Annotated in this window: 19 protein-coding genes; 13 read left to right on the top strand and 6 right to left on the bottom strand. The window is 47.7% G+C overall.

Annotated elements, in window-relative coordinates; translation table 11 throughout:
* The first annotated feature begins 72 nt into the window (after nt 1-72).
* A complete protein-coding gene (locus AC0VYQ_RS05275) occupies nt 73-585 on the top strand; it encodes a YtxH domain-containing protein (RefSeq protein WP_088836673.1) in 513 nt (170 codons plus the stop codon).
* A 66-nt stretch (nt 586-651) separates the two neighbouring features.
* Here AC0VYQ_RS05275 and AC0VYQ_RS05270 read toward each other — a convergent pair whose 3' ends face one another.
* Both AC0VYQ_RS05270 and AC0VYQ_RS05265 read right to left on the bottom strand, forming a co-directional pair.
* Entirely contained in the window at nt 652-1236 is a 585-nt protein-coding gene (locus tag AC0VYQ_RS05270; RefSeq protein WP_475404394.1) for a YdcF family protein, read from the bottom strand.
* 301 nt (nt 1237-1537) lie between these two features.
* Entirely contained in the window at nt 1538-2359 is an 822-nt protein-coding gene (locus AC0VYQ_RS05265) for an endonuclease I family protein (protein ID WP_214893112.1), read from the bottom strand.
* 346 nt (nt 2360-2705) lie between these two features.
* On the opposite strand from AC0VYQ_RS05265, the gene amyS reads away from it, so the two are divergent.
* Nucleotides 2706-4247 carry an alpha-amylase gene (gene amyS / locus AC0VYQ_RS05260; RefSeq protein ID WP_475404393.1) on the top strand — a complete coding sequence of 514 codons (1542 nt, stop codon included), beginning with the start codon at nt 2706-2708 and terminating at the stop codon, nt 4245-4247.
* 46 nt (nt 4248-4293) lie between these two features.
* Here the strand turns inward: amyS and AC0VYQ_RS05255 are convergent, their stop codons facing one another.
* Complete coding sequence (locus AC0VYQ_RS05255; RefSeq protein WP_149427003.1) at nt 4294-4908, bottom strand: NAD(P)-dependent oxidoreductase; 615 nt, start codon at nt 4906-4908, stop codon at nt 4294-4296.
* A gap of 181 nt (nt 4909-5089) precedes the next feature.
* On the opposite strand from AC0VYQ_RS05255, the gene AC0VYQ_RS05250 reads away from it, so the two are divergent.
* The 11 genes from AC0VYQ_RS05250 to AC0VYQ_RS05200 all read left to right on the top strand — a co-directional run bounded on the left by AC0VYQ_RS05250 (nt 5090) and on the right by AC0VYQ_RS05200 (nt 16277).
* On the top strand, nt 5090-5779 hold the full coding sequence (locus AC0VYQ_RS05250; RefSeq protein ID WP_029333139.1) for a hypothetical protein: 690 nt from the start codon (nt 5090-5092) through the stop codon (nt 5777-5779).
* 17 nt (nt 5780-5796) lie between these two features.
* Nucleotides 5797-6720: an AAA family ATPase gene (locus AC0VYQ_RS05245; RefSeq protein ID WP_029333138.1), complete on the top strand. Its 924-nt coding sequence runs from the start codon at nt 5797-5799 to the stop codon at nt 6718-6720.
* Nucleotides 6721-6725: 5 nt separating this feature from the next.
* On the top strand, nt 6726-7796 hold the full coding sequence (locus AC0VYQ_RS05240) for a DUF58 domain-containing protein (protein WP_475404392.1): 1071 nt from the start codon (nt 6726-6728) through the stop codon (nt 7794-7796).
* Between the two features lie 23 nt (nt 7797-7819).
* Nucleotides 7820-8686: an ABC transporter permease subunit gene (locus tag AC0VYQ_RS05235; protein WP_475404391.1), complete on the top strand. Its 867-nt coding sequence runs from the start codon at nt 7820-7822 to the stop codon at nt 8684-8686.
* Nucleotides 8683-9711 (top strand): ABC transporter permease subunit, encoded by a 1029-nt coding sequence (locus tag AC0VYQ_RS05230; protein ID WP_214893107.1) that lies wholly within the window; start codon nt 8683-8685, stop codon nt 9709-9711. The genes AC0VYQ_RS05235 and AC0VYQ_RS05230 overlap by 4 nt, the downstream gene beginning before the upstream one ends.
* A gap of 184 nt (nt 9712-9895) precedes the next feature.
* Entirely contained in the window at nt 9896-11143 is a 1248-nt protein-coding gene (locus AC0VYQ_RS05225) for an FAD-binding oxidoreductase (RefSeq protein ID WP_475404740.1), read from the top strand.
* Nucleotides 11144-11272: 129 nt separating this feature from the next.
* Nucleotides 11273-12445 carry an IS200/IS605 family element RNA-guided endonuclease TnpB gene (tnpB, locus tag AC0VYQ_RS05220; RefSeq protein ID WP_475404390.1) on the top strand — a complete coding sequence of 391 codons (1173 nt, stop codon included), beginning with the start codon at nt 11273-11275 and terminating at the stop codon, nt 12443-12445.
* Between the two features lie 115 nt (nt 12446-12560).
* Nucleotides 12561-13070, top strand: a complete 510-nt coding sequence (locus AC0VYQ_RS05215; protein ID WP_475404389.1) for an MFS transporter — start codon at nt 12561-12563, stop codon at nt 13068-13070.
* Between the two features lie 53 nt (nt 13071-13123).
* Nucleotides 13124-13825: an ABC transporter ATP-binding protein gene (locus AC0VYQ_RS05210; RefSeq protein ID WP_475404739.1), complete on the top strand. Its 702-nt coding sequence runs from the start codon at nt 13124-13126 to the stop codon at nt 13823-13825.
* Nucleotides 13825-14955: an ABC transporter permease gene (locus AC0VYQ_RS05205; RefSeq protein WP_475404388.1), complete on the top strand. Its 1131-nt coding sequence runs from the start codon at nt 13825-13827 to the stop codon at nt 14953-14955. The genes AC0VYQ_RS05210 and AC0VYQ_RS05205 overlap by 1 nt, the downstream gene beginning before the upstream one ends.
* A 143-nt stretch (nt 14956-15098) precedes the next feature.
* Nucleotides 15099-16277: an MFS transporter gene (locus AC0VYQ_RS05200; RefSeq protein WP_475404387.1), complete on the top strand. Its 1179-nt coding sequence runs from the start codon at nt 15099-15101 to the stop codon at nt 16275-16277.
* A 202-nt stretch (nt 16278-16479) separates the two neighbouring features.
* On the opposite strand, the gene AC0VYQ_RS05195 is transcribed toward AC0VYQ_RS05200, so the two are convergent.
* The 3 genes from AC0VYQ_RS05195 to AC0VYQ_RS05185 all read right to left on the bottom strand — a co-directional run bounded on the left by AC0VYQ_RS05195 (nt 16480) and on the right by AC0VYQ_RS05185 (nt 21081).
* Nucleotides 16480-17592, bottom strand: coding sequence for an MFS transporter (locus AC0VYQ_RS05195; RefSeq protein WP_475404738.1), 1113 nt, complete (start codon nt 17590-17592; stop codon nt 16480-16482).
* Between the two features lie 198 nt (nt 17593-17790).
* A complete protein-coding gene (locus tag AC0VYQ_RS05190) occupies nt 17791-20358 on the bottom strand; it encodes an ATP-binding protein (protein ID WP_475404386.1) in 2568 nt (855 codons plus the stop codon).
* Between the two features lie 237 nt (nt 20359-20595).
* On the bottom strand, nt 20596-21081 hold the full coding sequence (locus AC0VYQ_RS05185; RefSeq protein ID WP_475404385.1) for a hypothetical protein: 486 nt from the start codon (nt 21079-21081) through the stop codon (nt 20596-20598).
* Nucleotides 21082-21096 lie beyond the last annotated feature (15 nt).

Here is a 21096-nt window from a genome sequence, read left to right as displayed (position 1 = left end):
CATGTTTTCCTTTTTTATGACGAGGGTACATATCTATCATGGTCAAATATTATCTTAAGGGAGTGTCTATTCATGGAACCTAATCTACAAAATGATCCACATGCTGCTCAACAAGAACATCCAAATCGTCAATTCGATCAAGAAGCTTCGTCAGGTCGTCGTGTCAATTTACTTACGGGGATGTTGCTAGGAGCTGTCGTCGGCGGATTGCTTACAATGCTGAGCTCAACGAATCGACAAAACACAAAACAAGGGCTTAGCGGCGCAAAAGATTCCGTTTCATCATTAGCATCTACTATTAAAGAAGATCCGTCAGGAAAAGCTTCACAAGTCATCGAACAAGTAAAAAGCGCTTCAGGAATCATTCAAGAAGTCGCTGGTGACGTCCAAAATGTGTATGACAAGGTCAACAATGAACTTGATACCGTCAAATCGGATGCTTCTTCTGTAAAAGATACTGCAACGGAAGCTAAAGGTGACCTGTCTTCAATCAGTGAAAAAGTGGTCGAAGCAAAAGACGTGGCGCTTGGAAAAGAAGAAGCCCCACAAAACAATCAATCAGACAATTCACAGCAAAATAAATAAACCGTTTTATCAGAAACCATCATGCTTCTGGCATGGTGGTTTCTTTAACGTTGTCACAACAATCCATTACTCAAAAAATTTCACGATGATTGCGACACGTTCACGCATACCATATCGCAATACACCAGATAACGGTGTTTTTGCAGGAATCGCATCACTATTCAATCCTACTTTCTTCGCTTCGGTACGAGCACGATACAAATGAAAATCTGACGTCACGATCGAGACTTGATTTTCACCTTTTGGTAATAACGATTTTGAAAAACGTAAATTTTCAGTGGTCGACGTCGATTTGTCTTCGAGCACAAGACGTTTTTCAGAGATTCCTTCGTCAATCATGCCACGGCGCATCGCTTCTGCTTCTGAAATCGCTTCACCCTGCCCCTGCCCACCGCTCAAGATAAAAGTCGTTCGCGGATATTTTTTTCCGTATGCAGCTGCAGCCTGAATCCGGTTTTCCAATATCAGTGACGGTGTTTCCCCTCTCACACCTGCACCGAGGACGATGACAAACGAGTGTTTCCCGTTCGCTGCGGGACGTTTTCCTTCTGCGACAAATAAACCGATACTAAACCAGAAAATGACGAGTCCACCTACGATTCCGGCCACTACAAGCCGATATCTTTTCAAAACGTGTTTGATCCGTTCCATGAGTCATATGATTCCTTTCAGACTGCTATTTTCGATTACATCCGTTTCTACGATGTTTTTCTAGGAAAAGTTTCAATCAAAAAAACAGGGGCGACTCAAAAATGGGGATGTCTCCCGATTAAAAGGAATCCGGACTTTTTCATGCATACCTCCGGCAAGCACTAAACTATCTTGAACAATAGAAATGACCGATGTTCCCGTGAATCGCGGGAGCATCGGTCATTTGATTAATGGAGGACGGAAACGTCCGTCACACGGATTGATGTTGGTCTGACTTCTGATTCAGACCCCTTTTGCTAGATTAATTTCCCCAAATTGCTGTCGCATATTCTGGATGATCAATGAATGGATTGCGGTTTTTTTGCCATTTTTCAAAAATGATGTCATTGCGTTTCTTTTCGAATGCATCGACTGGGTCAAGTTTGTTCCACGCTTTTAACGTCGATAATTTTCCGTGAAGCGGGTTTGAACCATTGTTGACGTTTTCTGACGTCTCTAAGTCGATTTCGCCGCCACCTTCATAACGAACCGCCATATAGAAAATCATCCGCGCGATATCACCTTTGACGCGAGTCGGTGGTTCCCATGAATCACCATCTCGGTTACAATCGCATCCGCTATATTTCGTTCCGCCATTGTCAAAATCAAGGTTTCCACGAGCACTATTGACGACGACGTCTGACGGACGTAAGTGATGCAAGTCTGTCCCTGGTCCCATGCTCGTTCCGAAGTCCCCATGCGATTTTGCCCAGACATGCTCTCGGTTCCATTGACCGACGTTCCCACCGTTGCTATTTTTTGAAATGGACTTCCCCGTGTACAGTTCGATGACGTTGTTCACATTACCTGGATCTTGATCGGTTTCTTTTAATGCCGTCCAAACCGTGTCATACGAAACTTCCGTATGATTATCGATGATGTCATGCAGTGATGCTTTTAATGCCGCACCCGTTTTCCCCGCTGCCGGCTGATAATAGGCATCGATTGTTGATTGTGACGTGACCGTCTGTGGTCCCGCTACTACCTTTGTTGAATCTGTTTTGGCGATGACCGGCGTAAAGGCAAGTGATCCTAACGCGAGTGTCGCAACAAGTGCCCCACTGATTTTCGACTTCCAGTTCATGCTTTTTCCCCCTCAGGTTAAGTATGGACATGCAATGTCAAACCGTATTACACTCCCATTTTCACATCACTTGTCTTTCTTATGGAAGATGGACGAAAGACCTCTTCTTTTTAGAGGAATCCAGAAATCAGAGTTAGCATAATTGTTCAACGGTTAGAAGGTCCTGTTTTTTAGTGAATCACGAATCAATAAACGATGAATTATTATTTAGAAGAACTATTCTAGAGGCAAAAGTCATGATTTTAAGGGATAAATAAATAAGGTTTGAGGATGATATTCCCCACGTTTCAACTTGCTATAATAATTAATGCAAGCGTTTTCATAATTTGATAGAGGAGGCTTTTTGATGAAACATAAAAGCTTGATTGTCGCATCTCTTGCAAGCGTGACGTTTTTAGTGCCACTTGCGCAACCGATTGCAGTAGGGGCAACAGCAGACAACGGGACGATGATGCAATACTTTGAATGGTATTTACCAAACGACGGGAACCACTGGAACCGTCTAGGAAACGACGCTTCTAAGCTTGATCAACTCGGAATTACATCTGTTTGGATTCCTCCTGCCTACAAAGGAACGACCCAAAATGATGTCGGCTACGGTGCCTACGATCTATATGACCTCGGTGAGTTTAATCAAAAAGGAACAGTCCAGACGAAGTACGGCACGAAAACGCAATTGAAATCCGCCATCGGACAATTGCACACGGCTGGAATCGATGTGTATGGTGATGTCGTCATGAACCACAAGGGTGGTGCTGACTTTACGGAATCCGTCACGGCCGTCGAAGTCAATCCGGGTAACCGTAATCAAGAAGTCTCTGGCGACTATCAAATCCAGGCCTGGACCGGGTTCAACTTCGCGGCGCGGAGCAACGCCTATTCAAACTTCAAATGGAAATGGTATCACTTCGACGGAACGGATTGGGATCAATCCCGCTCAAAAAGTGCCATCTATAAATTCCGCGGAACAGGTAAGTCGTGGGACTCGAATGTATCTTCTGAAAATGGAAACTATGATTACTTGATGTATGCAGACATTGATTTCGATCACCCGGAAGTGCAGCAAGAAATGAAAAACTGGGGGAAATGGTACGTCAATGAACTCGGGCTCGATGGATTCCGTCTTGATGCCGTCAAACACATCAAACATACGTATCTCGCAGATTGGTTGACGAATGTTCGTCAGACGACGGGTAAGGAATTATTCACAGTCGCCGAGTACTGGCAGAACGATCTCGGGACGCTTAAAAACTATTTAAGTCAGACGAACTATAAACAATCGGTCTTTGACGCTCCACTTCATTACAAATTCGAACAAGCGAGTAAAGGCGGCGGCTTTTATGACATGCGCACAATTTTTAACGGCACACTCGTCCAAGATAATCCGACGCTTGCCGTCACACTCGTTGAAAACCATGATTCTCAACCTGGTCAATCGCTCGAATCGACCGTTCAATCCTGGTTCAAGCCCCTTGCTTACGCGATGATTTTGACGCGGGAACAAGGGTATCCATCTGTCTTTTACGGGGACTACTACGGAACAAAAGGCTCGTCGAACCGTGAAATCCCTGCCCTCGCGTCAAAAATCGATCCGATTCTAAAAGCACGGAAGGACTTCGCGTTCGGGAAACAAAATGATTACCTCGATAACCAAGACATCATCGGTTGGACACGTGAAGGTGTCTCAGACCGGGCAAAATCAGGTCTTGCGACAATCCTTTCGGATGGTCCTGGCGGTAGCAAGTGGATGTACGTCGGACTTCAGAACAAAGGAGAAGTCTGGACAGACATCACTGGAAACAACACAGCATCGATCACGATCAACCAAGATGGCTACGGTCAATTCTTCGTTAACGGTGGTTCGGTCTCCGTCTATCGTCAACAATAAGCATTCAAAAAGGTCTCTTCCGTATGACGGGAGAGACCTTTCTTCTTCATTCAGCGAGACCGACACTCGATTTGATATGATCTTCTGTTTCAATCGCTTGTAAGAGGAAATGCGCCACATCTGCGCGATTGATTTGTTTTGCATCTTCCGGAACACCTGTATCTGCTTGACGATAAAGCCCCGTCAACGGACCGTTCAGTAAACGGAGTGGTCGGGCCACCGTATAGTTCAAATCCGCTTGTTGTAAAAGCGCGATCGCTTGGCGGTGATCCTTCAGTGGATTTTTCAGAATCCGCTGAGCGAGCATTCCTTGTACACCCGGTAATTCATCATCAACACCGGCAGACGCAACATAACCGATCCGGTCTACCCCCTGTTTTTTCATCGCTGTCACGATCCGGACGAGACTCCGTTCTAAAAAGCCGCTGTATGCAAGACTCTCTGTGCCAAGAGCCGTCAGGACAGCCTCTTGCCCGGCAACAGCAGTCGTCACCGCTTCTTGATCGAGCACGTCGCCTTTAACGACGTGTAACCGTTCGTCACGTAGTGTCAGTTTTTCCGGACTGCGGACAAATGCTGTGACCTCATGCCCGTGATCAATCGCTTGCTTGACCAGTTCTTGCCCCGTTTGACCCGTCGCTCCAAAAATAATCAATTTCATACAAAACACCCTTTCTCTTTCAAGAACCACTGATTCCATCATACCCTCACCACTTGAAAATGAATCGTCTCACCTTGTCTTTATTTTCAGAAAATTGTTTTTATTTGTTAAGCGTGTATGCTAAAATCCTCCTAAGTACATATGGATATTTTTTCCTTAAAAACAGGAAGGAGGATCGCTTGTGTTACGACAACGCTTTATCATGTCGCTTGGTGTCATTTTGATTGGTCTGTTCTTGTTTCAAAATACCGCGACGTATATTTACACGCATTACATCATGCCGGATCCTTTTAAAAAGCCTTCGATTGCAGAAACTGAAGCGAACGGCGAAATTAGTTTTAAAAACGGTCACTCACCTACTAACACAAAAGGCAAGATGCCTTTTGAACCGATTGATCCACGACCTGGTCCAAAAGAGCTCTGGAAATCCCTTAAAGCGGATGCCTCTGACTCCCCCTTTTCTTATCTACAATATGTCATTTTAATCAGCTTATTTAGTTTCATGGTCTGGAAACTCGTTCAGTCGCGTCGCGTGAAAAAACGGCGCATTCCTACAGGAGACGTAACAGATGATGTTCCATTCGCTCAGTCAATCTTTCGTCCTGCTTCTTTAAGAAAATCGCCTTATCTGTATTCATCGTATTCGTCTTCACGTGTCCGTGATCTGGTCATTCGTTTTGAGCAACATTTACCACGCAGTCAGCAACGTCGTCCGAACGAAACGCTTGAAGACTGGTTACGTCGGATTGAGGTCCCTGTCGATTTTCAGTTATATCGGAATATTCGCTACGGTGATATGTCGGAAACAATCGTCACGAACGATGAGATTCTACGTTTCGAACAACAATTAGCACGCTACTCAACCATTTGACCTTGGAGGGATTTCCTATGAAACTACAACAATTAAAAGACCAACTCAATTCCATCTATCTCGGTAAACCGGACGTCATTGATCTCTGTCTGACGGCACTCATCGCAGAAGGACATATTCTACTAGAAGATGTACCGGGAACAGGGAAAACGATGCTCGCCAAAGCGCTCGCTCAGAGCTTTGAAAGTGCCTTCTCGCGGATTCAGTTCACGGCGGATTTGCTTCCGTCCGATGTCATCGGTTCAGACTTCTTCAACTTAAAGACGCAGGAGTTCGAGAATAAGCGTGGACCGTTGTTTGCAAACGTCGTCTTAATCGATGAGATCAACCGCGCCGTCCCGCGGACACAATCGGCATTGCTCGAAGCGATGGAAGAACGTCAAGTCTCGATCGGTGGAACGACCTATCAGATGCCAGCCCCATTCTTCGTCATCGCGACACAAAACCCGATTGAATCGGCAGGAACGTTCCCACTACCGGACGCCCAACTCGACCGGTTTATGGTCGCGATCGAAGTCGGTTATCCGGATTTTGAGAACGAACGCCGCTTGCTGTCTGAGATTTTGACGAACGTCCGCCGATCAGCCGTCGGGATTGCGTCAGGAGGGGACTTGATTTCATGGCAGGAAGAAGCACGACGTGTCCATGCGTCGCAAGACGTGCTCGATTATCTGCTGCATATCGTTCAGGCGACACGGAATCATGAACTCGTTGAAGTCGGTGTCAGTCCACGTGGTGCGATTGCCCTGCTTCGCGCGTCCCAAAGCTATGCTTTCTTGAATCAACGCGACTTCATCATTCCGGAGGACATCAAACACCTTGCAAAACATGTCTTGGCCCACCGCCTGACATTGACACTTGAAGGGGGCATCAAGACGACAAAGGCCCAAGTCTTGTACCATCTCCTTGATGCCATTCCAGTTCCTGTCGAGATTGGGTGACGCGGATGAAAATCGAACGTTCCGTCCCCTTTTGGCTCGAACAAAAATTATTTCCCGTCTATTGCATATTGACATTTTTATTCTTATTCCTCCCCGTCGTCTCGGGACTCGGATTTCTTTTTGCCGCACTCGCGACGATTCATGTCGTCGTCAACCGGACGGAACGGCAACTCCGCCGGGAAGTCGCTTTAGAATGGAAACACTATGAACGATTGATGTTCAACCAAGAACAAACGGATCTCCAGCTGCTACTTTTCGGACTCGAACTTTTTTCTTCACTCGGCCTTAAGGCCTCCCTCCGTCTCCATGCTGCTGACGGGATTGTTTTCACGACGAGTGACGCGCTCCATCCCCACACGTATGATACCGAACTGGTGTTGACGGAAGAATTGTTTACGATCCCAATCCAGACCGTCAAACGTGGTCCGACGGCACTCGACGAAATCATCTTAACGATTCGTCTGCCCTGGCGGATGGGCGTTTACTTATTTTCATTCGACAGTTATCCGCAGTTCACGGTGCTACCTTCGTTAACGGCACAAGCGACCCCTTTCCTGCTGAACCGCTTACGGATTGGTGATCGTCCGGACCGCTATTCACCATTAAAAAACAAATTGGTCCAGCTTGGATCAAAAGCGTATACGACGGAACCGTCGAAGGACATCGATTGGTACGCGACAGCAAAAACCGGCCGTCTGCAAGCAAAAGTCTATGAGACGAGTAATCAGGACACATTCACCATCGCCCTCAATTTGTCGGGTCCAAGTGGATACGGCTTACATAATCAATCGGAACGCTTCATCGAACAAGCTTCGTTCTTAATCAGTGAGTTGATTAAGGAGGGCTGTAAAGTTGAATTGTTCCTAAACCGTCTCAACGAAGCGAACCACATGACCCACTTGGCGTTAGGTGAAGGACAACCGCACTTGAAGCACGTCCTTGTCCACCTGTCGACGTTATCCGACCGGGATTCCTATATCGCAACAAAACAGTTCGAACGGTATGTCGTGCGTCGAAAACATCTTAACAGTCAGCTGATCCTGGTTGGGAACGACCGGATCCAGGCGATTGGCTGACGATCAAAGAAGGAGGTTTTATCATGGTTTCCCTAGTCATTCGAAAGTCGCTTCAGTTCATCGTATCGTTGGTCGTTTTACTGTGCATCAGCGCCTTACCGGCATTGATCGTCCAGTTACGTCCGAACTTTTCGAATTACACCGATGCGCTCAAACAACAAGTCCTGTTTTTGACTGGTGTCGAACCGATTCTCTATTACAATGTGACCGCACAACAGCTTCGTCCGTTGTTGCCGGACTTACAACCGTTCATCCAGGAGACGCTGCTGATCTTCAGTAGTGCCCTTGTCTGTTCGTTTATCGCTGCGCTCGCTTATGCCTTTTTGTTTTATCGTGCGCGTCTGCGGACACGTAACCTGTTGAAGCAGACGACACGTGTGCTCGAGATGGTGCCGGATTTATTTTGGGTGATTTTTTCACAGTACATCATCATCGTTCTTTTTAAGACGACCGGTTTCGACCAAATCGAAGTCGCCGGCGGTTTTGCTGATTCGATCCGTTTCCTTCCGATTCTGACGCTGTCGCTGACGACCCTCTTCTTCTTCATCAAATGGTTGACGGGGCAGATCCAAGAAGAGGAAGGAGCCAGCTATATCGAACTTGCCCGCGCCAAAGGGACACACACGAATCATTTATTTTGGTCACACTTGATTCCGAACTTGTTTTATCGGTTCTATCTGTTTTTCCGCGCCAACGTCATCACGATTTTATCGAGTCTCGTCGTCATCGAATACACATTCAATGTCCAAGGTCTGTTTCGGTTCGTAATCATGAATCCGCAACTTCCCGTCTTGCTCGTGACGCTCCTCTTGATTTACTTACCGTTCTTTTTGATTGACTTGATTGCTGAGCTTTGTATTCCAAAAGCTTGGAAAGGTGGTGCTTTATGAGACGTGTCTTATTGCGTGATCCGTTCTTTTGGGGCTGTATCCTGATTTTTGCGACGCTACTCCTACTCAGTGTCGGACATACTCTATTTCGTGACGGACAAGTCGACCAAATCTCGAACCGGTACGCGGCGGATGGGACGTTCCTCGCGACATCTCCACTTGAACCATCGCGTGAGCAGTGGTTCGGAACTGACCGGGCGGGCAACGATTTGTTCCAAATCATGATTGCCGGTGCCAAGTGGACGATTGGGATTTGCTTTGCCGTCGCCTTCGGACGCATCCTGCTCGCTCTGTTGATCGGCGTGCCGCTCGCCTTTCGGGGTAAAAGATTAAATACGGCAATTCGTACCGTTCTTGACGGCTTTTTAATTTTACCGATTTCCTTACTGGCCTATTTCATTTTGTTGACAGGCTTATTTTTTGCAAGTCCAGAAGACATTCCGTCCTTGTCTTCCCGTGTCCTCTTTGAGACAGGCGTACTGATTTTACTCGGGTTACCTGCCTTACTGATGTATTTAGTCAGTGAAACGCGTCACTTGTTGACGCAAGAGTTCATGGTCGTCGCCCGAACACTCGGCGGCAGTCCCCATTACCAATTTAGAAAGCACATTTGGCCGCATCTTTTACCGACGCTTGCCATTGTTTTCATGCAACAGTTCGTCCAAACGTTGATGGTCTTGATTCACCTGTCCTTGTTCGGGTTATTTTTCGGCGGGACACTTTCACGCTTTGCGAACGATGTTTCACCAACGATCTTTGAATGGTCTTCCCAGTTCGGTTTCTACTTCCTTCAGTTTTCAGCCGTTTCCTGGATCAATCACCTGTTCCTGATTCCCGCAATCAGCATCGCTGCGCTCGTCTTCCTCGGGAACTTGCTGACGAGTCGTCTCGAGCGTGCCTATCGCTTGCGACGTGAACAGCTAATCTTCACGGAACCGGTCGCACAGGCAGAAGCCGCTGCGACACGTTTGACGAATCCGTTTGATTCTGTCTCACCCCACTCTATGACAAAGGAGAAATTATGAAACGAGTGTTCATCATTGCCGTCATTGGTCTCTACATGACGGCATTTGGTTTGTCTTATGTATAATACGAACAACGTGATGTCACCGTGTCGGACCAATCTCGTATTTTACCGGTACATGTCAAACAAATCCACGCGGCGACGTCGACAAATGACTTAACGACTTAACGACTTGGGTCCGGCAGCTGGCTGCCAAACAAGAACATATCTCGATTGCCGGTCTGCAACACAGTCAAGGCGGCCAGACCTACCTGCCGGGTGCGACCGTTCTCGATATGAAATCGTACAACCGGATTTTAAGCTATCAACCGAAGCAACGCAGAATCACGGTTCAAAGTGGCGTCACCTGGGCGGGCATCCAGCAAAAAATTCAGCCCGACCGCTTGGCAATCAAAGTCATGCAGTCGCAAAATATCTTCACGGTTGGTGGTGCGTTGAACGTCAATGTGCACGGTCGGGATATCCGCTATGGTTCATTACTCGATACGGTTGATTCGTTTCGCTTGTTGACTGCGGACGGTACCATCCTGAATGTCAGCCGCACCGAAAATGAGGCGCTGTTCCACCTTGTCCCGGGCGGTTACGGATTATTCGGTGTCATCCTCGACGTCACCTTACAATTGACGGAAGACGAATGGTATCAGCAACAGACAATCGGTTTATCATACGAAGATTATCCGGCTTATTTTCGGAAACAGGTGTTAGGAAACGACGCGGTTCGGATGCACATCGGTCGGATTTCGGTTGCGCCTGACGGATTTTTCCGCGACATGTATCTGACGAACTATTTGCGGTCGAGCCGTGCGGTTCCGATTGAAAACGAACCGTTAAAACAAGAGCGTATCATTGCCTTACCAAAAGCCCTGTTAGGCATGTCACGCTATAGTGATTTCGGTAAGAACCAGCTGTGGTCGTTCCAAAAATCCTACTTCTTAAACCAGAGCGGTACCTATGAATCACGCAACAACGTCATGCGTTCAGATAGTGCCTTCATGGAGTATACGAACCCGGGGCGGACCGAGCTCTTGCAGGAATATTTCATCCCGGTCGATGCGTTTGTCCCGTACATTGATCGCATCCGCTCGATCTTAACGAAGGATGACTTAAACGTCTTGAACATCACGATTCGCTACGTCGAACAGGATGAGACGGCCGAATTGTCCTATGCGAAACAGGATATGTTCGCACTCGTCTGGCTCACCCACACGAAAACTGACCCGACGTCGCTCGCTAAAACGAAACGTGTCATCCAAAAGCTGATTGATGCGACACTCGATGCGGATGGGAGCTACTATTTACCGTACTATCCATTTGCGACGCGACAACAATTCAACCGTGCCTATCCGCATGCGACAGCGTTTAAAGCGGCCAAGCAGCAGTATGACCCGCACGCCGTTTTCCTCAATCAATTTTATATCGACTACTTCCAGTAAGGAGATTTTTTATCAAAAATAGGCGAGAATACGCCCACTTCTAAACGGTCAGGGTGAAGCCCGAGTGAAAGTGGGAGATGAATCGCTACCCTCTCTTTCGGGTATATCCTTTGTAAGGAGGTGAACATCATGTTGACTCACAAGGCCTACAAATTCAGAATCTACCCGACAAAAGAACAGGAAATCCTGATTGTGAAGACGATCGGTTGTTCGCGCTTCGTCTTCAACCACTTCTTGGCGAAGTGGGATGAGACGTATAAAGCGACAGGGAAAGGACTATCCTACGGGTCTTGTTCGAAAGAACTCCCGGTGTTGAAGCAGGCGTTCGACTGTTTGAAAGAAGTCGATAGCACGTCTGTGCAGATGAGCGTCAAACATCTTGCCGATGCCTTTGACCGCTTCTTCAAGAAGCAGAACGAACGGCCTCGCTTCAAGTCGAAACGGAACCCCGTTCAATCGTACAAGACGAACATTCAAGGGAAATCTCAACTTCCCGAAGTCTCTATAATCGGCAACAAGTTAAAACTCCCGAAGTTGAAATGGGTGCGTTTCGCCAACTCGAGGCAGGTCGTCGGACGCATCTTGAACGCGACGATCCGGCGTAACGCTTCAGGAAAATACTTCGTCTCCCTGCTCGTCGAGCAGGAGAGCAACGAAATGCCGAAGACGGGCTCATCCGTCGGCGTAGATGTCGGATTGAAGCACTTCGCCATCCTGTCGGACGGCACGGTATACAAGAACGACCGTTACTTCCGTTCGCTTGAGAAGAAGCTGGCGCGCGAGCAACGCAAGCTTTCTCGTCGTCAGCGGTTGGCCTTGGACAAGAAAGTAACACTTTCCGAGGCGAAGAACTATCAGAAGCAGAAGCGGAAGGTCGCCCGCATCCACGAGAAGATCGCGAACAAGCGAACCGATTTCCTACACAAGGTATCGACCGAGATCGTCAAAAACCACGACGTCATCGGCGTCGAGACCTTGCAGGTGAAGAACATGCAGAAGAATCGCAAGTTAAGCAAGTCTATCTCGGAGGTCAGTTGGTCGGAGTTCTTCCGCATGCTCGGATACAAGGCGGAATGGTACGGGAAGACCGTCGTGAAAGTCGGCAAGACCTTCGCCTCTAGTCAACTGTGCTCCCGTTGCGGACATCAACACAAAGACGTGAAACATCTTGGATTGCGTGAATGGACATGCCCGAGTTGCGGGATCCATCACGACCGCGATGTGAACGCAGGACTGAACCTCAAACAAGAAGCTGAACGCATCCTAGCTTCTTCAACCGTCGGGACGACGGGGTTAGCCTGATCAATTTTCGACCGTTAGGTCGGATGACTCAGGAATCCTCCACCTCTAAGCGAAGCGTAGGTGGAGGTAGTTCAAGAACTATCCGCTGTTTCTCCGTGTCCAAAGTATTATTTTGATGAGCAGTAGCGTCATCTTCCCCTTTTACTTACTCTTAATTCGCGAACTGGGTGACTCGTATGCCCAGTTCGGACTCGCTTACGGCCTCTTTACCGTGACGTCCGCTTTCGCCTACTTAGCAATCGGTCGTTTCAGTGACCGGTTCGGGGACCGGGTCTTACTTGTCGTCCATACGCTCGGGATGGCGCTGTTGCTGCTATACATTCCCGTCGTGACGGCAATCAGTCATGTCTACTTCATTCAAATCGCGATGGGTCTCCTTGGTGCCATCCAGAAGAATACGGAAAAAACCGTCCTCGCGCGGCAAGAGATTGCTACGACCGTCGTCGGCCGTCACATCGGGGGCTATCATTTTAAAACGTCCCTTTGGTCAGCTGGAGGCATCATTGTCGCCGGGTATCTGATTGATTTCTTGACAATCGGCAGTCTGTTTTACATCATTTCTGCCTGTTATTTCTACGCGACGCTCCGCCTGTTACTCCCGTCTGCGACTGGACAAAAAAAGTAAGCTTCCCCTTCTATAGTTTGAGGGTATAGAAAGAGAGAAGGGACGTGAAAATGATGATTGAAGTCAGGAACTACTCCCAACGCTTCGGAAAAATCGACGTGTTGACGGATGTCAATTTTTCGATTGGTCCGAGTGAAATCGTCGGGCTGATTGGACCAAGCGGATCTGGTAAAACAACATTAATCAAGTCGCTAATCGGCCTCCAAACCCCATCAAGCGGAACCGTCACTGTACTCGGATCACAGCAGCCCTCGTTACGTCAGGCAGAAAAAATCGGCTATATGGCACAAGCTGATGCTTTGTATGAGGATTTGACAGCACGTGGCAATTTACGCTATTTCGGCAAGTTGTACGGCTTAAAAAAAGACCGCCTCCGCACCCGGATCGAATCCGTCCTCCAGTTCGTCGACTTAAAGCAGGATGCCGACCGCCCGATCCATCAATTTTCCGGTGGGATGAAGCGCCGCCTCAGTCTTGCGATTGCCTTGATTCATGAACCGACTTTGCTTCTGCTCGATGAACCGACCGTCGGAATTGATCCCGCCCTAAAGAAAACGTTCTGGCTTGAGTTCGACCAACTGCGGAAGTCTGGCGTCACAATCCTCGTCACGACACACGTCATGGATGAAGCCGAACGGTGCGATCGTCTATTATTGATTCAACATGGGCGATTGATTGACGCTGGTACGCCCGCGGAATTAATTCAACGATTCGGCTCAATCGATGAAGCCTTCATCCGAAAGGAGCAAGTCTGATGCAGACACTGACCGTAGCAGAACGTGTCATCTCGCAAATTTTTCGGGACAAACGGACCATTGCGATGATGTTCCTCGCCCCCCTATTCGTTCTCTTTTTATTGTCATCAATCCTCGGTTCGAGTTCGGACGAAGTCACGATCGGCACCGTCGGCCTACCCGAAACGTTTGATGCGGTTCTCGCATCGAAAACGGCGACGGCGACCTATCCGAGTTATGCGGACGGAAAACAGGCGATGGAAGATCAACACATCGAGGCATTGATCACGTACCGGGATGATGCCCCGGAGATTTTGATTGAAGGCGGCGACGTCTCGAAAAATGCCCACGCCATCCAGGTCATCCGCGAAACGTTAACGGCAATCGAGATGAAGCAGGCGACGACAGCGAATGCACAGTTACGCGAAACCGTTAATCAACTGCAACAACGGCTCGAACAATTGACGAATCAAAAATTGACCGTTCCCCCTACCGCCTCACGATCAATGACGGAACCAGATATTCGCTTTTTATATGGAGATAAAGATGCAGAACTGTTTGATCAAATTGCACCTGCCTTGATGGGATTTTTCATCTTTTTATTTGTCTTCATCATCGCCGGGGTCAGCTTTCTCCGTGAACGGTCCAGCGGGACGCTCGAGCGGACACTCGCTACTCCGCTCAGACGGTCGAGCATCGTCTTCGGATACTTCGTCGGCTTTTTCTTGTTCGTCACGATTCAAACTGTCCTTATTCAACTATTCATCGTTAATATCTTAAACGTGACACAACAAGGCAACTATTTTCTGTTACTCTTCGTCAATTTATTGACGGCAAGCGTCGCCCTGTCACTCGGACTCCTGCTGTCGAGTTTCGCACGGACGGAATTCCAATTGATTCAGTTCATCCCGCTCGCAATCGTCCCGCAAATCTTTTTCAGCGGTCTATTTGATTTGACGGATGCCCCGACCTGGGTCGAAGTCATCAATCGGCTGATGCCGTTGACGTACGCCGCTGATGCCCTGCAAAACATCATGATTCGCGGGTACGGCTTCCGTGAAATTTGGCTCGATCTTGTGGTCCTTGCCGGATTTATGCTTGTCTTCGTCCTCCTGAACATGCGTGCCTTACGGAAACAGCGGCCGGTGTAAGGGCACTTCGTACAAAGGGAATTGACAATCCATTATTTTCCTTATATACTTTAGTCAAAATTGACCGAAATGAGGCCGTCCAATGTAAATTCATCTAAAACACTAACCACTAACTAAATATGATTGATGTGGAGGTTTTTTAGATGAACCGTTTTACGACTTTACTGGTCAGCCAGTGGATGGCGAATGCGGGGGACGCGCTCTACATCGTCGCCCTCATCGCTACCTTGTATCAACAAACAGGACAGGCGAGCACAGCTGCGCTCTTTCCGATTGCCGTAACGGCAGGCATGACGGTCAGCGGCTTCTTTTTCGCCCGCCTTGCGAAGCAGATGCCCCATGCAACGCTTTTGTTGCTCAGTCAGCTCATGAAGACCCTCTCGCTCGCCTTGATCGTCCTGCTTGATTTACCACTCGTGGCGTTGCTCCTTCTCGTGGTTTGGATTGCCTTTCTCGACGGCTTTGCCCGACCGATTGAAAGTGCCTTCATTCCGCAAATCACGACCGATTTCCAAAAAGCAAACAGCATCGTCCAAGGAACGAATCAAGTCGTCCAACTGATCATGTGGCCGCTCGGAGCGATTTTAGTCAGTACAGGGTCGCCCCAGTCCGTCTTATTCGTCTCATTGCTGCTCTTTCTTGTTGCAAGTATCGGAACGGCGTTATTTCGTTATCAAGTGCGCTCCCTTCAAGGGCCTGTGGAAGAAGAAGGTAATGAACCGACGTTTCGTTCAAGTTTGCAGTATACACGGACTCACATACCGGCCCGTTTGAATACGGCATTGCTTGGCATCGATGCTTTCGCGAGTACCGCCTGGATTTCAGCGTTATTCCTCGTCTACATCGCTACGCACCTGCATGTGTCGGACAGTTGGTGGGGCATCTTGAATGCATTTTATCTGCTCAGCATGATTGTCGGGAGTTACCAGATGCTCCGACGCCGAAAGCAACGTTCACTGCTACAGTTCAGTGTGTTGCTCTCGATTGCCGCGACGCTTCTGTTTGGTCTCGCTCCGCATGTTGTAGTCGCCTTGATTGCTTGCGTCGTCCAGGGCTACGCCAGTCAACTCCGGGCGATAGAATTAAATACACGGCTTCAAGCAGATACCCCAATCGCACGGTTACCTTACGTTTACAGTGTTCAACAGACCGTCTATACGATTAGCTTTTGTCTCGGGAGTCTCCTGTTCGGTCTTCTCGCCGATTGGCTGAGTATCGAAGTCGTCTATCTCATCGCGAGTATAATCGCGTTGTTAATGATTCGGCCGGCCCAGCAATTACGCAAGCAAGTAGCAACCGAACGGACGCAACAGATTTCCTAAGCAACGGTTCGTTATACAGACGTGGAGCTGAAGGGATGTGTTGGAGATTCCTTGGTTTTTTCCAAACGTTTTTCTGCACACAATGAAACGCCGCTGATTCCGTTTTTCATACGGAATCAGCGGCGTTTTCGATATCTTCCATGACGACAAACACCATGTTTTAAGCAGGCCTTCCCATGTAGCCGTCAAATCGACGATGGCGTCATTCCCATCGTTTGCTTAACCACGCAACGCATAACCAAAGGACGAACGACACGAGACATAGATACACATACGCTATGTCTAAACTCGCCCACTCACTGATGAATCCGAACCCGAGACCGACGATGATGATCAGCACGCTCTCTAGCCAGGAAGCAATGGAAACGATTGTTGCCCGCTCTTTTGCTGACGCATAAGTTTGCAAGAGACTACTCGTCATCGGCTCCGACTGACCGTATAACAGAAACACCATGAACAGGAAGAGGATACTTGCCATTCCCGTCAAAGAAAAACTAATGACACTTACGAAAAAGACGACTAACATCCCGTTCAAGTTTACCGTCAACGAACCCTTCGTCAATGCGGGCAACAGGTTGCCAACGCCTTGCGCTACCATAATTAAAATGAACACGAGACCAAATCCAGTCACGGGAATGCCACGATCACGCATTGACAATTGCCAAAATTCTTCGATGAAATTAATCGTCGTCCCGAATAGGACACTAAAAAGAAAAATCCGGATCAACATGGGGCGTGTTCTCAGTTCTCGCCAAACGAGACGAAGTGGACGGGCTGTCGATTCTTCAACCACGAGTCGCGTTTCACGTAACGTCAGGCTAACCAGTGTCGCACTCATTAAACTGATGAGCGAAATCTTGTAATGAAATTCAAACATCGTATAATGCATCAACCAACTGCCGATGAGGGCAGCAAGTCCAGCTGTCATAAGGCTGACTGCATTCAGTCGACCAACTGTCCGTTCGAATCGCTCGACTCGACCGACTTGTTCAAGCGTCTCAAATAAGAAGGCTTCTTCTGTCCCGCTGATCGCAGCAGCCCCGACCCCTGCGAGTACCATCGCACCTAAAAAAGCAGTCAACGTATACGCGTTCAATAGCATTGCGAAGGATAGACATTCTGCCACCATCCCGAAGACAAGAAACCACTTTCGACCGAAGCAATCGGTGGCTCGTCCGAACGGCAACTCAAGCGACAATTGAGTCAAAGCGAAGACAATTTCTGCGTAAATCACATCGAGAACACTCATTCCACGCGCTTCCCAAAACAACCGCTCAATCACATAAGCAGGCACGAAAGCTGTTGCAAAACGCATCATGTACAATTTACGGACGTTCGCTTGAATCGCCGTTTAACAAGGAGGGCGGATTGTACGCATCAGTCAACATCCTCTCTTATTTTTAGAAAAACCGTTAGTTTCCATTTCCCGATTTCAAGCAAGTTAATCCCATGTCCGTGATTATATCGTAGATAGACAAAACCCCCTACGCCGTATGGACGCAGAGGGTTTCCTTCATTCAAAATCAGTTATTTCCAGTGTTGGTGAGAGTGCTGTCGGATTTTCTTGAATGATGGGCAATTCGACTGTAAAGCTCGAGCCGGCACCTTCTGTCGAATCGACGTGAATCATGCCTTCATGGGCACGAACGATTTCTTGACAGATTGCAAGCCCAAGTCCTGTTCCACCAATTTTTCGGCTATCGGAATTATCGACCCGGTAAAACTTGCTGAATAACTCTGGCAAGGCGTGACGGGGAATACCAATTCCTTCATCTTGAATCCGAATCCGCAATAAGTCATCGGCAGGTTCGATTCCAATCGTAATCTCGCCGCCATCCGGGGAATACTTGATGGCGTTGTTGATTAAATTACCGAACAGTTGTCGCATTTTTTGTTCATCGGCTTGAATCATTTCGACTGCTGCGTCATCCGTCTCTAGCAAGACAGTATGAGTTTGAGACGAACCGACTTGGAACTCAGCGATTTCACGAATCATCGCTACGACGTCAAGCTCTTTAAAATGATAGTGTTGCTGACTGGATTCCATCCGTTGTACGTCGAGGAAGTCATTGACGAGTCCCGTCAATCGCTCAGTCTCGGCATGAATCGTTTCGAGATAGCGTTGTTGGCGGTTAGGTGTCAACTCTTTTGCTAACATCAGTTCCGTGTAGCCAAAAATCGAAGCGAGTGGTGTCCGCAACTCATGCGACACCGTCGAGACGAATTCCGACTTCATCCGGTCGACTTCTGTTTCGACCGTGACGTCACGCAAGACGAGCATCGTCCCACGGAAACGTCCACCGTAATGAATTCCTTCTGCATAGAGCGTGACGAAACGCTCCTCTTTATTAAGTGATAGCGAAAGACTTTCCGTCGGTACTTGATGACTGCAGACTTGATTCATGTACTCAAGGAAGGCATCGTGTTGATCGACTTGAACCGCTAACTCTTCAATTTTGACATCGAGCGTCATCAAACCCTCGTCATTGAACTGATCGTGCGCTGGATGATGGAACAACGCAAGCAATGGACGATTGGCAAAAATCCGGTCTTCTTCGATATATATGACTGCCTCACGAATCGAGTGTAGCAGTTTCGATGTTTTTTCACGTTCCCGCTCAATTTCATCGAACACACGCATCCGTAGTAAGGACAAGGCGAGCTGACGAGAGAACGACCAAATTTCAGCCGTTTGGTCTTCATTGAATTGATCACGGTAACGGACAAGATAGATGCTTGCAATCATCATGTTCGTCGATGGGTCCATGACGGGTACGACCGTTTCATACATGCTATAAGGGTACGGCAACGGATGATCACTCGTCACTTGTTTCGTTGAACGTACGGCTTTTTTATGCATACGCGCTCGCTCAAGTAGAGAAAGTGATGACGTCAAAAGTTTCCGTTCTTGATCGACCGTCATGCCGTAAGAGACGATATCCGTATACTCGTCCTCGTCAAGAAAGACAATCGCTCCGAACTCGGCATCTGTAATCGAGATTAATTTTTCGATGATGGCAGGATAAGCTGTTAACGTCTCGCGTGAAGCGAGCGTTTCTGTCAATTCATTCCGGTACCGCAGATGCGTCTCATTGCGTAACGTCACATCAAGCGCTTCTTCGAGTTCTTCTTGTTGTGTTTGAAGCTCCTCTTGTTGGGCAACTAACTCTTCTTGTTGACTTTGTAATTCATCGTTACTTGAGACGAGTTGCGATTTTTGATTTGAAATCGACGCAGCCATTAAATTAAATGTCGTCGTCAACTCGCCAATCTCGTCTTTTGCATTTAAGACCTCAATAGGTGAAGCATCTTCACCTTTTGCTAATCGACTGCTCTCTCGGTTCAATTGACGCAATTGACGCGTAATTTTCGCGACAAATGGTCGAACGAATAACACGATGATGAATAAAAGAACTGCTAAGTTAATTAAGCCGAGAACTTGAGATGAGTTAACTTGTGTCCCTAGTCGATTTTGGGCAGCGAGTTCCTTCTCATTTAATGAATTACGATAATCCGTAAAGACGGTCTCCATGTCAACGATACTCGAACTCATGTCCGCAGCACTTTTCGTATCGATGTTAAATTTCCGATCCTCATCCAGGTTCGGTGTTTGCGTGACTTTACCAAGCGTCGCCATTTGTAAGAACGGTTCTTCGACTTCACCGTCTTTTTTAGCGTCAACATAATTAATCAGGCTCGGCATGACGCGCGTCGTGTATGCGTCATACAGCTCCCGTGCATCATTCGCGTATTGCTCTTCTTCTGCAAATGCCGCATTTTTTTCGAACCATGTCGTTTGTTGATCGATATTTTGTTGTTTCGCTTTAATTTCCTCTAACATTTCATCGTCTCCAAGTAAGACGAATCCCCGCATCTCGTATTGAAGACTTTGCCACGATTCATATAGATTCGTCGCATTGGTCCGGTGTTCATTTAACGTCGCTAGTTCTTGTTTAGCTCCTTGCACCTGCTGTTTCGTATAGAAATATACACCTGCTGATGTCAGCAATAACATTGCTAATATGATATAGAAAGCGGACATGATTTGGCGTCCGATTGTTCGATTAAGCCATGTTCTCATAAACGATCGATCCTCCCCCTTCTCCTCTAGTTGAATAATACGTATAGGAGATACCTGTCCTTTCTATTGTAAAGGTTTTTTATACTTTTCCATTAAATATGCTCAAAATCTTTTACTTTTCATCTAATTTTAATAAAAATAGTTGTATGTTACAAAAACATGACGAAAAGGTTCGGATTCACTCCTTTTTCTTCAGAAAAAATGCCCCGCCACATAATCGTAACCGGACATTCTTGTTCATGAATGATGCGAATGGTGTGTCGAATGATGATGGATAGGTGCTTCATCTGCCAAGATTTCGCCGTCGAGCAGACCAAGCCTTGCATACTGTGCCGTGATGTCTTGTTTCGTTACCTCGGTGATTTGGTCTGTCGCGCTGATCAACGTTGAGATTCCTTTCACCAACCGGACCGGTTCTAAATTTGTTTTCTCGACCGGAAACGTCGCCAAGGAGCGGAGATAGGCGACGTAGGCTTGTGCCCCGTCTTCAGTCGGTGTAACGAGCTCAGAAGCATGATGGCGCAAATGATTCGTCAAACTGCTTGTCGAGACGCCTTTCGTGACGGCGCTGATCAAGGCAAAAGCCATAAAAGACAAGAGGGCGATAAAAAAGATGACCATGAAGACCGGCATATCTGAAAAGAAACTTTCACCTTCGACGTAAGCCACTGCCCCTTCCGCTTTCAACAGCGACAGGAGCGGACCCGTAGTAATACCTGACATGAACATTTCCCCCTA

Source organism: Exiguobacterium sp. QJM3NY_9 (genome assembly GCF_056173545.1).
The sequence above is the reverse complement of the archived record's forward strand: the minus strand, read 5'-3'. Positions and strand labels throughout refer to the sequence as shown.

Coding starts and splice junctions, on each gene's coding strand:
- AC0VYQ_RS05275 (WP_088836673.1), top strand. CDS start 73: ATGGAACCTAATCTACAAAATGATCCACATGCTGCTCAACAAGAACAT.
- AC0VYQ_RS05270 (WP_475404394.1), bottom strand. CDS start 1,236: ATGGAACGGATCAAACACGTTTTGAAAAGATATCGGCTTGTAGTGGCC.
- AC0VYQ_RS05265 (WP_214893112.1), bottom strand. CDS start 2,359: ATGAACTGGAAGTCGAAAATCAGTGGGGCACTTGTTGCGACACTCGCG.
- amyS (WP_475404393.1), top strand. CDS start 2,706: ATGAAACATAAAAGCTTGATTGTCGCATCTCTTGCAAGCGTGACGTTT.
- AC0VYQ_RS05255 (WP_149427003.1), bottom strand. CDS start 4,908: ATGAAATTGATTATTTTTGGAGCGACGGGTCAAACGGGGCAAGAACTG.
- AC0VYQ_RS05245 (WP_029333138.1), top strand. CDS start 5,797: ATGAAACTACAACAATTAAAAGACCAACTCAATTCCATCTATCTCGGT.
- AC0VYQ_RS05240 (WP_475404392.1), top strand. CDS start 6,726: ATGAAAATCGAACGTTCCGTCCCCTTTTGGCTCGAACAAAAATTATTT.
- AC0VYQ_RS05235 (WP_475404391.1), top strand. CDS start 7,820: ATGGTTTCCCTAGTCATTCGAAAGTCGCTTCAGTTCATCGTATCGTTG.
- AC0VYQ_RS05230 (WP_214893107.1), top strand. CDS start 8,683: ATGAGACGTGTCTTATTGCGTGATCCGTTCTTTTGGGGCTGTATCCTG.
- tnpB (WP_475404390.1), top strand. CDS start 11,273: ATGTTGACTCACAAGGCCTACAAATTCAGAATCTACCCGACAAAAGAA.
- AC0VYQ_RS05215 (WP_475404389.1), top strand. CDS start 12,561: ATGAGCAGTAGCGTCATCTTCCCCTTTTACTTACTCTTAATTCGCGAA.
- AC0VYQ_RS05210 (WP_475404739.1), top strand. CDS start 13,124: ATGATTGAAGTCAGGAACTACTCCCAACGCTTCGGAAAAATCGACGTG.
- AC0VYQ_RS05205 (WP_475404388.1), top strand. CDS start 13,825: ATGCAGACACTGACCGTAGCAGAACGTGTCATCTCGCAAATTTTTCGG.
- AC0VYQ_RS05200 (WP_475404387.1), top strand. CDS start 15,099: ATGAACCGTTTTACGACTTTACTGGTCAGCCAGTGGATGGCGAATGCG.
- AC0VYQ_RS05195 (WP_475404738.1), bottom strand. CDS start 17,592: ATGCGTTTTGCAACAGCTTTCGTGCCTGCTTATGTGATTGAGCGGTTG.
- AC0VYQ_RS05190 (WP_475404386.1), bottom strand. CDS start 20,358: ATGAGAACATGGCTTAATCGAACAATCGGACGCCAAATCATGTCCGCT.
- AC0VYQ_RS05185 (WP_475404385.1), bottom strand. CDS start 21,081: ATGTCAGGTATTACTACGGGTCCGCTCCTGTCGCTGTTGAAAGCGGAA.